The sequence below is a fragment of the Streptomyces sp. MNU89 genome (assembly GCF_020982505.1).
Taxonomy (GTDB): Bacteria; Actinomycetota; Actinomycetes; order Streptomycetales; family Streptomycetaceae; genus Streptomyces; species Streptomyces xinghaiensis.
The window spans coordinates 2332140-2345317 of record NZ_JAJKLL010000001.1 but is presented as its reverse complement, the minus strand read 5'-3'; the positions used below and the strand labels follow the sequence as shown (position 1 = coordinate 2345317).

The 13178-nt window shown below is 72.3% G+C and carries 13 protein-coding genes; 8 read left to right on the top strand and 5 right to left on the bottom strand.

All coding sequences use genetic code 11. The annotated features are described in order from the left end of the window. The first annotated feature begins 8 nt into the window (after positions 1 to 8). From E4N63_RS09915 to E4N63_RS09885, 7 genes are all read left to right on the top strand, one after another. A complete protein-coding gene (locus E4N63_RS09915; RefSeq protein WP_230240444.1) occupies positions 9 to 566 on the top strand; it encodes a F0F1 ATP synthase subunit B in 558 nt (185 codons plus the stop codon). Then, positions 563 to 1378, top strand: coding sequence for a F0F1 ATP synthase subunit delta (locus E4N63_RS09910; RefSeq protein ID WP_227958025.1), 816 nt, complete (start codon positions 563 to 565; stop codon positions 1376 to 1378). Before E4N63_RS09915 ends, E4N63_RS09910 begins: the two co-directional genes overlap by 4 nt. Before the next feature lie 120 nt (positions 1379 to 1498). Next, on the top strand, positions 1499 to 3070 hold the full coding sequence (gene atpA, locus E4N63_RS09905; protein WP_125625517.1) for a F0F1 ATP synthase subunit alpha: 1572 nt from the start codon (positions 1499 to 1501) through the stop codon (positions 3068 to 3070). Between the two features lie 2 nt (positions 3071 to 3072). Beyond that, positions 3073 to 3990, top strand: coding sequence for a F0F1 ATP synthase subunit gamma (locus E4N63_RS09900; RefSeq protein WP_230240443.1), 918 nt, complete (start codon positions 3073 to 3075; stop codon positions 3988 to 3990). A gap of 5 nt (positions 3991 to 3995) precedes the next feature. Continuing rightward, on the top strand, positions 3996 to 5450 hold the full coding sequence (gene atpD / locus E4N63_RS09895; protein ID WP_125625519.1) for a F0F1 ATP synthase subunit beta: 1455 nt from the start codon (positions 3996 to 3998) through the stop codon (positions 5448 to 5450). Between the two features lie 132 nt (positions 5451 to 5582). Continuing rightward, positions 5583 to 5960: a F0F1 ATP synthase subunit epsilon gene (locus E4N63_RS09890; RefSeq protein WP_019710004.1), complete on the top strand. Its 378-nt coding sequence runs from the start codon at positions 5583 to 5585 to the stop codon at positions 5958 to 5960. Between the two features lie 125 nt (positions 5961 to 6085). Further along, positions 6086 to 6535 (top strand): DUF2550 domain-containing protein, encoded by a 450-nt coding sequence (locus tag E4N63_RS09885; RefSeq protein WP_125625520.1) that lies wholly within the window; start codon positions 6086 to 6088, stop codon positions 6533 to 6535. Positions 6536 to 6666: 131 nt separating this feature from the next. Here E4N63_RS09885 and E4N63_RS09880 read toward each other — a convergent pair whose 3' ends face one another. The 4 genes from E4N63_RS09880 to E4N63_RS31030 form a co-directional block, all read right to left on the bottom strand. Continuing rightward, positions 6667 to 8091, bottom strand: a complete 1425-nt coding sequence (locus E4N63_RS09880; RefSeq protein ID WP_230240442.1) for a glycoside hydrolase family 18 protein — start codon at positions 8089 to 8091, stop codon at positions 6667 to 6669. Between the two features lie 80 nt (positions 8092 to 8171). Further along, complete coding sequence (locus E4N63_RS09875; protein ID WP_125627068.1) at positions 8172 to 8849, bottom strand: response regulator transcription factor; 678 nt, start codon at positions 8847 to 8849, stop codon at positions 8172 to 8174. After that, the gene (locus E4N63_RS09870; protein ID WP_230240441.1) at positions 8846 to 10087 is read right to left on the bottom strand and encodes a sensor histidine kinase; all 1242 of its coding nucleotides are present in this window, start codon (positions 10085 to 10087) and stop codon (positions 8846 to 8848) included. Before E4N63_RS09870 ends, E4N63_RS09875 begins: the two co-directional genes overlap by 4 nt. A gap of 83 nt (positions 10088 to 10170) precedes the next feature. Beyond that, positions 10171 to 10923, bottom strand: a complete 753-nt coding sequence (locus E4N63_RS31030) for a response regulator transcription factor (protein ID WP_230240440.1) — start codon at positions 10921 to 10923, stop codon at positions 10171 to 10173. 274 nt (positions 10924 to 11197) lie between these two features. Between E4N63_RS31030 and E4N63_RS09860 the strand changes: the two genes are divergently transcribed. Then, positions 11198 to 11812 (top strand): 4'-phosphopantetheinyl transferase superfamily protein, encoded by a 615-nt coding sequence (locus E4N63_RS09860; RefSeq protein ID WP_125621967.1) that lies wholly within the window; start codon positions 11198 to 11200, stop codon positions 11810 to 11812. Here E4N63_RS09860 and E4N63_RS09855 read toward each other — a convergent pair. Continuing rightward, positions 11802 to 13175 (bottom strand): helix-turn-helix domain-containing protein, encoded by a 1374-nt coding sequence (locus E4N63_RS09855; protein WP_228430259.1) that lies wholly within the window; start codon positions 13173 to 13175, stop codon positions 11802 to 11804. The genes E4N63_RS09860 and E4N63_RS09855 overlap by 11 nt on opposite strands. Positions 13176 to 13178 lie beyond the last annotated feature (3 nt).

Genomic DNA, 13178 nt, shown 5'->3' with positions numbered 1-13178 from the left:
GCACTGATGTGAACGTTCTGGTTCACCTGGCGGCGGAGGAGCCTCAGAGTCCTCTGATCCCGCCGATCCCAGAGCTCGTCATCGGCCTGATCGCGTTCGCCATCGTCTTCGGCGTCCTCGCCAAGAAGCTCCTCCCGACCATCAACAAGGTTCTGGAAGAGCGCCGCGAGGCCATCGAAGGCGGCATCGAGAAGGCCGAGGCGGCCCAGACCGAGGCGCAGGACGTGCTGGAGCAGTACAAGGCCCAGCTCGCCGAAGCCCGGCACGAGGCGGCGCGGCTGCGCCAGGAGGCCCAGGAGCAGGGCGCCGCGCTCATCGCCGAGATGCGCGCGGAGGGCCAGCGGCAGCGCGAGGAGATCATCGCCGCCGGTCACGCCCAGATCGAGGCCGACCGCAAGCAGGCCGCGCAGGCGCTGCGCCAGGACGTGGGCACGCTCGCCACGACCCTGGCCGGCAAGCTCGTCGGCGAGTCCCTCGAGGACCACGCCCGGCAGAGCCGCGTCATCGACCGCTTCCTGGACGAGCTGGAGAGCAAGGCGGCGACGAAGGCCGAGGCCGGCCGATGAACGGAGCGAGCCGCGAGGCACTGGCTGCCGCACGCGAGCGTCTCGACGCGCTCACGGACAACACGTCCGTGGACGCGGCGAAGCTCGCCGAGGAGCTGGCCGCCGTCACGGGCCTGCTCGACCGCGAGGTGTCGCTGCGTCGGGTCCTCACCGACCCGGCGCAGGCCGGCGAGGCCAAGGCCGAACTGGCCGGGCGCCTGCTGGCGGGCCAGGTCGGCGGCGAGACCGCCGACCTCGTCACCGGCATGGTCCGCTCCCGCTGGTCGCGCTCGCGCGACCTGGTGGACGCGATCGAGGAGCTGGCGAGCACCGCCGAGCTCATCGCCGCGCAGCGGTCCGGCGCGCTGGACGACGTGGAGGACGAGCTGTTCCGGTTCGGCCGGATCGTCGCCTCCAGCCCCGAGCTGCGTGCCGCGCTCGCCGAGCGCGGCACCGAGGCCCCGGCCAAGGCCGAGCTGCTCCGCCGCCTGCTGGGAGGCCGGGCCAACCCGGTCACCGAGCGGCTGGTGACGCGACTCGTGACCCGGCCGCGGGGACGTAGCCTGGACGGTGGGCTGGACGCGCTGTCCAAGCTGGCCGCGGACCGCCGCGACCGCCTGGTCGCGGTCGTCACCTCGGCGGTGCCGCTCAGCGACGAGCAGAAGCGGCGCCTCGGCGACGGTCTGGCCCGGCTGTACGGCCGGCAGATGCATCTCAACCTCGACGTGGACCCCGGGGTCCTCGGCGGGATTCAGGTGCGGATCGGCGACGAGGTCATCAACGGCACCATCGCCGACCGCCTCGACGAGGTGTCCCGGCGGATGGCCGGCTGAGCCGCCCCACCAACTCAACAAGCATGACAGCGGCCCGGGTTGGGCCGTGCAGAGTCCTCTGGGGGCACAACCCCAGACCCCCAAAGACTTCGGGCCCAACAAGGAGAGCAGGGAACCCAGATGGCGGAGCTCACGATCCGGCCGGAGGAGATCCGGGACGCGCTGGAGAACTTTGTCCAGGCGTACAAGCCGGACGCGGCCTCGCGCGAGGAGGTCGGTACGGTAAGCGTTGCCGGCGACGGCATCGCGAAGGTCGAGGGTCTGCCCTCGGCCATGGCGAACGAGCTGCTCAGGTTCGAGGACGGCACCCTCGGTCTCGCCCTCAACCTGGAAGAGCGCGAGATCGGCGCGATCGTGCTCGGCGAGTTCAGCGGCATCGAGGAGGGCCAGCCGGTGCAGCGCACCGGTGAGGTGCTCTCCGTCGCGGTCGGCGAGGGCTACCTCGGCCGCGTCGTCGACCCGCTGGGCAACCCGATCGACGGCCTCGGCGAGATCGCGACCGAGGGCCGCCGCGCCCTCGAGCTGCAGGCCCCCGGCGTCATGGCGCGCAAGTCGGTGCACGAGCCGATGGAGACCGGCCTCAAGGCCGTCGACGCGATGACCCCGATCGGCCGCGGCCAGCGTCAGCTGATCATCGGCGACCGCCAGACCGGCAAGACCGCGCTGGCCGTCGACACGATCATCAACCAGCGCGACAACTGGCGCTCGGGCGACCCGGACAAGCAGGTCCGCTGCATCTACGTCGCCGTCGGCCAGAAGGGCTCCACCATCGCGTCCGTGCGCGGCGCGCTGGAGGAGGCCGGTGCCCTGGAGTACACGACGATCGTCGCGGCCCCGGCGTCCGACCCGGCCGGCTTCAAGTACCTCGCCCCGTACACCGGCTCGGCCATCGGGCAGCACTGGATGTACCAGGGCAAGCACGTCCTGATCGTCTTCGACGACCTGTCGAAGCAGGCCGACGCCTACCGCGCCGTCTCCCTGCTGCTGCGCCGCCCGCCGGGCCGTGAGGCCTACCCGGGTGACGTCTTCTACCTGCACTCCCGGCTGCTGGAGCGCTGCGCCAAGCTCTCCGACGAGCTGGGCAAGGGCTCGATGACGGGTCTCCCGATCGTCGAGACCAAGGCGAACGACGTCTCGGCGTTCATCCCGACCAACGTCATCTCCATCACCGACGGCCAGTGCTTCCTGGAGTCCGACCTCTTCAACGCGGGCCAGCGGCCGGCGCTGAACGTCGGTATCTCGGTCTCCCGTGTCGGTGGCTCCGCCCAGCACAAGGCCATGCGGCAGGTCTCCGGACGGCTCCGCGTGGACCTCGCCCAGTACCGTGAGCTGGAGGCGTTCGCCGCCTTCGGTTCCGACCTGGACGCGGCCTCCAAGGCCTCGCTGGAGCGCGGCAAGCGCATGGTCGAACTGCTGAAGCAGGGCCAGTACGCGCCGTTCTCCACGGAGAACCAGGTCGTCTCCATCTGGGCCGGCACCACCGGCAAGATGGACGACGTGCCCGTCGAGGACATCCGCCGCTTCGAGAGCGAGCTGCTGGACTACCTCCACCGCGAGCACAAGGGCCTGATGACGAGCATTCGCGAGGGCGGCAAGATGTCGGACGACACCCTGCAGGCGCTCGCCGACGCCATCACCTCCTTCAAGCGGCAGTTCGAGACCTCGGACGGCAAGCTGCTGGGTGAGGGCTGAGCATGGGTGCCCAGATCCGGGTCTACAAGCGCCGTATCAAGTCGGTCACCGCGACGAAGAAGATCACCAAGGCGATGGAGATGATCGCGGCCTCGCGCATCATCAAGGCCCAGCGCCAGGTGGAGGCCTCTTCGCCGTACGCGCGGGAGCTCACCCGCGCGGTGGCGGCGGTGGCCACCGGCTCGAACACCCAGCACCCGCTGACCACCGAGACGGAGCGGCCCGTCCGGGCCGCGGTCCTGCTCGTCACGAGCGACCGCGGACTGGCCGGCGGCTACTCCTCCAACGCCATCAAGGCGGCGGAGACGCTCCGGGAGAAGCTCGTCGCGGAGGGCAAGGAGGTCGTCCAGTACGTCGTCGGCCGTAAGGGCGTGGCCTACTACACGTTCCGGGAGCGGAAGCTCGCGGACTCGTGGACCGGCTTCACCGACAGCCCGTCGTACGCGGACGCCAAGGCCGTCGCGGCCCCGCTGATCGAGGCGGCCGTCCAGGACACCGCCGAGGGCGGTGTGGACGAACTGCACATCGTCTTCACGGAGTTCGTGTCGATGATGACGCAGTCGCCGGTCGAGAAGCGGCTGCTGCCGCTCAGCCTCGCCGAGGCGGGCGCGACGGAGCAGGGGACGAAGGCGGAGATCCTTCCGCTGTTCGACTTCGAGCCGTCCGCCGAGGACGTCCTCGACGCCCTGCTGCCCCGGTACGTCGAGAGCCGCATCTTCAACGCCCTGCTGCAGTCGGCCGCCTCCGAGCACGCCGCCCGCCGCCGCGCGATGAAGTCCGCCACCGACAACGCCGAAGAGCTCATCAAGTCGCTCACGCGGCTTGCCAACGCGGCCCGCCAGGCCGACATCACCCAGGAAATCAGCGAGATCGTCGGTGGCGCTGGCGCCCTGGCCGACGCGAACGCGGGGAGTGACTGACAACTATGACCACCACTGTTGAGCCGACCGCTCCGGTCGGCGTGGCCGCCGGCCGCGTCGCACGGGTCATCGGCCCGGTCGTCGACGTGGAGTTCCCCGTCGACGCGATGCCGGAGATCTACAACGCCCTGACCGTCCAGGTCGCGGACCCGGCCCAGGACGGCGCCCTCAAGACGCTGACCCTGGAAGTCGCCCAGCACCTGGGTGAAGGCGTTGTCCGGGCCATCTCCATGCAGCCCACCGACGGCCTCGTCCGCCGGGCCCCCGTGACCGACACCGGCAAGGGCATCACCGTCCCGGTCGGCGACGTCACCAAGGGCCGGGTGTTCAACACCCTCGGCGAGATCCTGAACGAGCCGGAGGCCGAGTCCGAGGTCACCGAGCGCTGGCCGATCCACCGCCAGGCCCCCGCCTTCGACCAGCTCGAGTCCAAGACCGAGATGTTCGAGACCGGCCTGAAGGTCGTCGACCTGCTGACCCCGTACGTCAAGGGCGGCAAGATCGGTCTGTTCGGCGGCGCCGGCGTCGGCAAGACCGTGCTCATCCAGGAAATGATCATGCGTGTGGCCAAGCTGCACGAGGGCGTTTCCGTGTTCGCCGGTGTCGGCGAGCGCACCCGTGAGGGCAACGACCTGATCGAGGAGATGGCCGAGTCCGGCGTTCTCCCGCAGACCGCCCTCGTCTTCGGCCAGATGGACGAGCCCCCGGGCACCCGTCTCCGGGTCGCGCTGGCCGGTCTGACCATGGCGGAGTACTTCCGCGATGTGCAGAAGCAGGACGTGCTGTTCTTCATCGACAACATCTTCCGCTTCACCCAGGCCGGTTCCGAGGTCTCCACGCTGCTCGGCCGGATGCCCTCCGCGGTGGGCTACCAGCCGAACCTCGCGGACGAGATGGGCCTCCTCCAGGAGCGCATCACCTCGACCCGCGGTCACTCGATCACCTCGATGCAGGCGATCTACGTGCCCGCGGACGACCTGACCGACCCGGCCCCGGCGACGACCTTCGCGCACCTCGACGCGACGACGGTCCTCTCCCGGCCGATCTCGGAGAAGGGCATCTACCCGGCGGTGGACCCGCTGGACTCGACGTCCCGCATCCTGGACCCGCGCTACATCTCGCAGGAGCACTACGACTGCGCCTCCCGCGTCAAGGGGATCCTGCAGAAGTACAAGGACCTCCAGGACATCATCGCCATTCTCGGTATCGACGAGCTCGGCGAGGAGGACAAGCTGGTCGTCCACCGCGCCCGCCGTATCGAGCGCTTCCTGTCGCAGAACACCCACGCGGCGAAGCAGTTCACCGGTCTCGACGGATCGGACGTTCCGCTGGACGAGTCGATCGCCGCGTTCAACGCGATCGCCGACGGCGAGTACGACCACTTCCCCGAGCAGGCGTTCTTCATGTGCGGTGGCCTGGACGACCTGAAGGCCAAGGCCAAGGAGCTGGGCGTCTCCTGACCCCCGTCCGGTGTCCGGGGGCGGGCCCGTCCCGCCCCCGGATCCACGCCCGTTATTCTGTGAAGCCCGGACATTCCTATCCCCAGACCTTCTGGACACCTGTCACGGCAGGTGGAGACCCGAGGAGCCACGTTGGCTGCTGAGCTGCACGTCGAGCTGGTCGCCGCGGACCGCAGTGTCTGGTCCGGCGAGGCCACCCTGGTCGTCGCACGCACCACATCGGGTGACATCGGCGTCATGCCCGGCCACCAGCCGCTGCTCGGTGTGCTGGAGACCGGCCCGGTGACCATCCGTACGACCGACGGCGGTACGGTGCTCGCCGCCGTCCACGGCGGTTTCATCTCCTTCGCCGACAACAAGCTGTCGCTGCTCGCGGAGATCGCCGAGCTGGCCGAGGAGATCGACACCGCCCGTGCCGAGCGGGCCCTGGAACGAGCCAAGTCGGAATCCGACGCCGCCGCCGAGCGGCGCGCGGAGATCCGGCTGGTCGCGGCCGCGAGCAAGCGCTGAGACGGTCACGACACGCACGATGAGCACAGCCGCGGACCACTCCGGGAACCTCCGGGGCAGTCCGCGGCTGTTGCGGTACATGACGTCATACTGGTCGGGTACGTGAGGCGAGGAGGTCGGTGAAGATGGTCCTCGCTCTTGTGCTGAGCGGCGCGGTCGTCGCGCTGGTGCTGTTGGGGCTCTTCGTCTTCGGTCTGCGGCGGAGACTCCTCCAGCGCTCCGGCGGCACGTTCGACTGCAGCCTGCGCTGGGACGTACCCGAGGGGGAGCCCGAGCCCAGCGGCAAGGGCTGGATCTACGGTGTCGCCCGCTACAGCGGCGACCGGATCGAATGGTTCCGGGTGTTCTCCTACGCGCCCCGGCCCCGCCGGGTCCTGGAGCGCTCCGCGATCGAGGTGGTGGCGCGCCGCACCCCGCAGGGCGAAGAGGAGTTGGCCCTGCTCTCCGACGCCGTCGTCCTCGGCTGCGCGCACCGCGACACCCGCCTGGAACTGGCGATGAGCGAGGACGCCCTGACCGGCTTCCTCGCCTGGCTCGAAGCCGCCCCGCCCGGGCAGAGAGTGAACGTGGCCTAGAAGAGCCGGGGCCCCGCCGGACGCGGTCCGGTGGGGCCCCGCTCCGTTGCACGGGAGAACCGGGGAGGCGGCGGGCGGCACCATCTCCCCGGTCGCCGGGTGCGGGGCGGTTACGGCCCCGCGTCCGCCTTCTACCGCAGGCCGCGGTCGATCGCGGCGATCAGTTCGCCGTCGGCGGTGTCACCGCTGGTCTCCCAGAAGAACGCCCCGCCGAGCCCTCGCTCCTTGGCGTAGGCCATCTTCCCGGCGATGGTGTCCGGGGTGTCGTAGCTCCACCACTTGTCGCCGCAGTGGGCGTAGGCGGTGCCCGCGACCGTGCCGGTGACCGGGCACGCCGTCTTCAGCACCTTGTAGTCCTCGATGCCGGACTCGTAGGTGGCCGGCGCCGGGCCGGTCGCGGCGCCACCCGGCTCGCTCTGCGTGACGCCCGTCCAGCCGCGGCCGTAGAAGCCGATGCCGAGCAGCAGTTTTCCGGCGGGGACGCCCTTTTCCGTGAGTTTCCGGACGGCCGCGTCGGCGTTGAAGCCCGCCGCGGGGATGCCCGGGTAGGCGGTGAGCGGGGAGTGCGGGGCGGTCGGGCCGTCGGCGTCCCAGGCGCCGAAGAAGTCGTACGTCATCACGTTGTACCAGTCGGTGTACTGAGCGGCGGTGCCGTAGTCGGTGGCGTCGAGCTTGCCGCCCTCCGAGGCGTCGGCGGTGATGGCGGCGGTGACCAGGTCGTTCCCGAACGCGCCGCGCATGGCCCGCATCATCGTCGCGAAGGCCTGCGGGCCGCTGGTGTCGCACCGCAGCCCGCAGGCGTTGGGGTACTCCCAGTCCAGGTCGATGCCGTCGAAGACGTCCGCCCAGCGCGGGTCCTCGACGAGGTCGCGGCAGGAGCGGGCGAAGCCCTCGGGGTCGGCGGCCGCCTCGGTGAAGCCGCCGGACCAGGTCCAGCCGCCGAACGACCAGAGCACCTTGAGGTGCGGGTACCGCTCCTTGAGCTTGCGGAGCTGGTTGAAGTTGCCGCGCAGCGGCTGGTCCCAGGTGTCGGCGCGGCCGTCGACGCTCTGCTCGGCGGTGTACGCCCGGTCGTGGTCGGCGTAGGCGTCGCCGATGGCGCATCTGCCGCCGGTGACGTTGCCGAAGGCGTAGTTGATGTGGGTCAGTTTCGCGGCGGTGCCGGAGGTGACCAGGTCCTTGAGGTGGTGGTTCCGGCCGTAGCCCGCCCAGTTGGTGAAGTAGCCCAGCTTGACGGGGGCCGCGGCGGCGGGGCCGCCTCCGGGGCCGGTTCCGGGGCGGCCTGGGCGGCGGGGGCGAGGGCGGTGAGGGAGAGCAGGAGGGTGATGAGGACCGCGGCGGCCCGGCGGGGTGCGCGGGGGCGGCGGGTGGGGGGGGAGGTTCCTGAGCGCAAGGCTGCTCCTCAGTCGATCCGTAGGGGTGGAACCTGCGGCCGCCCGACGGCACGCCCCTCCGCCCGCGCGGGGCGGGAGGGTGTGGCCTTCGCATTGCTGAGGAGGGTAGAAAGGTCTGTACCTCTGGTCAAGAGGTCTGGACCATTTGGGTGTTGGACCCACGCCGGCCGTCCCGCCGCCGTCCCGCCGCCGTCCTGCCGCCGTTCCGGCGCCGCGCGGTCCGCCCGCCGGCCCCGGGAGCGTCACGGCCCCCGGACGTCCAACTCCCGTGCCAGTACGGCCGCCTGGACGCGGCTGCGCAGTTCCAGCTTGCCCAGCAGCCTGCTCACATGGGTCTTCACCGTGGCCTCCGCCATCCGCAGCCGGCGGGCGATGTCGGCGTTGGAGAGACCCTCACCCAGGCAGCCCAGCACCTCCCGTTCGCGCGGCGTCAGGGTCCGCAGCACCGCGGGGTCCTCCGCGCCGGTGCGGCCCCCGCGGCCCGGGCAGGCGAACTCGGCGATCAGCCGGCGGGTCACGGCGGGGGCGATCAGCCCGTCGCCGCGGGCCACCGTCCGTACCGCCGCCACCAGTTCCGCCGCCTCGCTGTCCTTGAGCAGGAAGCCGGCCGCGCCCGCCCGCAGGGCGCCGAAGACGTACTCGTCCAGATCGAAGGTGGTCAGGACGAGGACGTCCGCCAGCCCTTCCGCGGTGATCGTCCTGGTCGCCGAGACCCCGTCGAGCCTCGGCATCTGGACGTCCATGAGCACCACGTCCGGGCGGAGTTCCCGGGCCAGCCGCACGGCCTCCTCGCCGTCCGCGGCCTCACCGGCCACCTCGATGCCGGGGGAGGAGCGGAGGATGAGCACCAGCCCTCCCCGGACGGCGGACTGGTCCTCGGCCACCAGCACCCGGACGGGCTGCCCGGCTGACTCCGTCATGACGGTCCCTTCACGTCGGCGGGCAGTTCCGCCCGCACCTGCCATGTCTGTGCTCGGGCGGGGACCGGCCCGGTGCGTGGCCCGCGGCCCGCGGGCCCGGTGACCGGTCCGGCCTGGAACGCGCCGCCCAGCAGGGCCACCCGTTCCTCCATGCCCACCAGGCCCGCCCCGGCGCCGGGCGCGCGTGGCCGGCCGCCGGTCTCGCAGGGGCTGCGGACCTCCACCGTCAGCGGCCCGCCGTCCTCGTGCGCCAGCCGTACGGTCACGGTGCCGGGCGAGGCGTGCTTGAGCGTGTTCGTCAGCGACTCCTGGACGATCCGGTACGCCGCCATCTCGACCGGGGCCGGCAGCCGCAGGCCGGGCGTGCGGGTGTCCTCCAGGACGAACTCCAGGCCGCTGCCCGCCCCGTTGGCCCGGGTCTGGTCCAGCAGCGCGTCGAGGCTGTCGAGGCGGGGGGCGGCGAGCAGATCCGCCTCCCCGCCCTCGCCCTCGCCGGCGCGCAGCAGGCCGATCAGCCCGCGCATCTCCGCCAGGCCCTGCACACTGTTCTCCCGTATGACCCGGAGGGCCTCCTGGGCGGCCTTCTGGTCGCCCAGGGAGAGCGCGGCGGTGGAGTGGATGGCGATCGCGGAGAGGTGGTTGGCCACCAGGTCGTGCAACTCCCGTGCCATCCTGCCCCGTTCGGCGGCCACCGCCTCCCGGCGGTCCATCTCGGAGAGCAGCGCCGTCTGTTCGGCGCGCAGCCGCTCCTCCCGGGCGGCCTCCCGGTGTTCGCGGATGGTGAGGCCGCTCCAGGCGGGGGCGATGGTGACGAGGGCGCAGACCACGCCGACGAGCAGCGACTCCGGCTCCGGGTGGGCGGCCAGGGCCCAGACCGTGACGCCCACCGTGGCCACCGTGCTCAGCGAGAGCACATGGCGGGCCATGCCGGGGCGCCCGTACAGCACACTGGCGTAGACGACGTCGGTGAACATCAGGACCGTGGCCAGCAGGGAGCCGATCACCTGGTCCGCGACGAGGGCGCCGACCCCGATCAGCAGGGCCCACGGCTGGCCGATGCGGCGCAGCAGCACGGCGACGCACATCACGGCCAGCGGGGCGAGCGGCAGGGTGCCGAGGTCGGCGCTGCGCGGGACCGTGGTGTAGATCTCGAAGTACCACAGGACCAGACCGCCGAGAAGACCACCTGCGGCAATCAGGCCATCGTCGCGGGGCGGAAGGGGGACGGCGGACGGCATGGGCCCATCACAGCACGGGAGTCGGGGCGGGGCGTCGGCTCCCGGACGTACATCCAAGGATGTAGCGGTCCGGCGGGGCCGCTTCAGGGCGGTGACGGCAGCCGCGGGGCGGCGAGAGGCACGGCCGGTTCCGGGGGCCGCAGGGTGCGGGCGCGGCCGGGGCGGGCTCCCGCCGTCGGTCCAGCCGCCCGGTGGGCGAGGACGGCGGCGCTCGTCCTGTTGCTGACGCCGAGTTTCCGCAGGGTGGCGCTGACGTGCTCCTTGACAGTGGCCGGCGCGATGCCGAGCCGCGCGGAGATGGCCGGGTTGGTGAGCCCGGCCGCCAGCAGGCAGAGCACCTCGCGCTGACGGAGCGTCAGCCGGGTGAGCGCCCGGTGGTCGGCCGCGGGCCCGGGGTACCGGCGGGTGGCCGGGCGGCCGGCCGGGCGGGTGTCCGGGTCAGGGGTCCCGACGCGGGCCGCGGGGGCGGGAAAGACGCGTCCCCCGGAGGCCAGGATGCGTAAGCACGAGAGCAGGACGGGCCGGTCGGCGCCCTGGTCCAGCACGCCCGCGGCCCCCGCGGCGAGACAGCCGGCGATGTACTCGGTGCCGGGGGCGGAGGTCAGGACCGCCACCGGCGGCGCCGCCGGCCGGGAGCGCAGGGACCGGACGGCGGTGAGCGGGGCCGGGCGGTCCGGCGCGGCGGCCAGCAGCACCAGATCGGCCCGCGCCGGGCCGGGGTCCGCGGCCTCCCGGTGCGGCCGGTCCGCCCCGACGACCGTGATGCCCGGGGCGGCCAGGGCCGTGTGCAGGGCGGACCGCTCACGGCCCGTGCCGAGGAGTGCCACGCGGATCACGGTCCCCCTTCCGGACCCCGCCGAGTGGGGGGTGTCGAATCCTTCTGAGGGATGAGATTAGCGAGCGGACTCCGCTGTCAGGATTGGCTTGAGTTTTACCTGATCCCGATGCGCCCTCACATGACCGGTGGGGGTGGTGGGATTCCGTGGGAACGCCCGGGTACCCGTTCCCGGGCGCTCCGTACTCCGTGCCATCTAGGGGGATGCGATGCATGGAACAGACGCGGGTCCGGTTCCGGTGGTTGACCGCCACCGTCCGTTCGCGGAACGCGAGTTGCACGTCTTTTCGGTGCGGCTGGACCGCCGTGCCGCCGGGGCGAGGGGCCGGTGGGCCGCACTGCGGGCCTTTCTCGGCCAGTTGATGGATCTGCCGGAGCGCGAGGTACCGCTGCGGCGCGATGTCTACGGGCGGCCGGAGCTGGAGGGCTCGTCGGTGGACATCGCGGTGTGCCCGGACGAGCGGCGGCAGTTCGTCGCGCTGGCCGGTGGTTCGGCCGTGGCGGTGAGCGGGCACGGTGTGCCGAGCCTCCTGGATGAGGAAGCGTTTCTGCCGTTCAGCCGCTCCGAGCGGCTGTTCGTGGACGAGGCCCCGGAGGAGGAACGCTCCCGCCGGCTGGCCCAGTTGTGGACGCGCAAGGAGGCATCCCTGCGGCTCTCGGGGCACGGACGGCTCGCCCTGGCGGGCGAGGTGGACGCACTGATCCAGCACCGGGAGGGCCGGGTGCTGCTGCCGCCGGCTTCCGGCGGCGGCGAGTCGGCGGATCCGCCCGTCGCCTATGTCTACGACGTGCCGGCCGAACCCGGGCTGGCGGCCTCCGTGGCGACCTCCTCCGAGATGCGGCGGGTGTTCGTGTGGCAGGTGGGCGACAGACCGCCGGTCATGGCATGACGAGCGCGTGCGGGTCGAAGCCCGTGCGGCCGGGCGGGACGGGCTCGCTGAGCTCCCGCCAGACCTCCACCGCGAAGCGGTAGGCGCCGGTCCGCTCGTACCGGGCGGCGGCGTCGCGGTAGCGGGCGTCGGCCTCCCCGGCGGCGCCGGCGGCCCGGTGCGCCCTGGCGAGAGCCACGGTGCACCGGGCCTCGTCCAGCGGTGCCGTTCCGTCGAGGCCGGCCTCCGCCTCGCGCGCCTGGTCCAGGGCCGCGCCGGTGTCGCCGCGGTGGAGGCTCAGCGCGACGGAGGCGGCGGCGAGCTGGGTCCGCCGGCCGTCGGAGCCGAGCAGGGACGTGGTCCGCCGGGCCTGCTCCAGCAGGCTCTCCGCGGCCTCCGCCTCCCCGGCGGAGAGGCGCATCAGCGCCCCGGCCACGGACAGCCGGGCGCTGAGCTGCAGATCGGTGCCGGGGGTGGCCAGTTCCACGGCCCGGTCCAGGAGTTTGAGCGCCTGCGGGGTGTCCCCGGCCGCGTACCGGGCACCGGCGCAGGCCCACAGGGCGACGGCCTTCACCCGGCCGTCCGGGAGGGCGGACACGGCGTCGCGCAGCTCCTCGGCGATCCCCGCGGCCCGCTGCCAGTCGCCGCTCTCGGCGCAGGCCGACAGCAGGGCGACCCGGGCGCGGACGGTCTCGGCGGGGTCGGCGCCGAGGGACTCCGCGGAGCGGACGGCCTCCTCGGCGACGCGCACGCTCTCGGAGAGCTTCCCCGCGAGCCGCAGTGCCTGGGCGAACTCCACGGAGACCCGGGTGAGCAGCAGCGGGGAGGCCTCGGTGAGCGGATCGTCCAGCAGCCTGCGGAGGGTCTCCTCGCGCTCCCGCTGCCGACCGAGGTGGCCGAGGGTGGTGGCCAGGTCCCAGCGAGCCTCCCACAGCACCTCGTCCGCCTCGGAGTCGCCGGCGCGTTCGATGACCTCGCGGAGCTGGTCGTGCGCCGCCTCCCAGTCGCCGGAGAGCTGCGAGGAGCGGGCGGCGACGAGCCGTCCGACGAGGCCCAGCCGGTGGGTGCGCCGCTCCTCGCGGGGCTGGGGGGCGACGAGCTGCTGGAGCGGGACGCCCAGGCGCTCGGCGATGACCCGGGCCAGTTTGACGCTGGGGGCGCGGCGGCCGCTCTCGACGAGGGAGATGTAGCTGGGTGACATGTTGTCACCGGCGAGGTCCGTCTGTGACAGGCCCTGCGCACGGCGGATCTCCCGCACCTGCCTCCCGAATTCCGGTTGCTCGACCGTCAAGGTAATCGCTCGCCAAAGGTTGTGTGGACGCTGGGGATGTAACGAACTATGACAGGGGAGTGTACCGGCCCCGTCCGGACCTGGTCTTTTCATCAC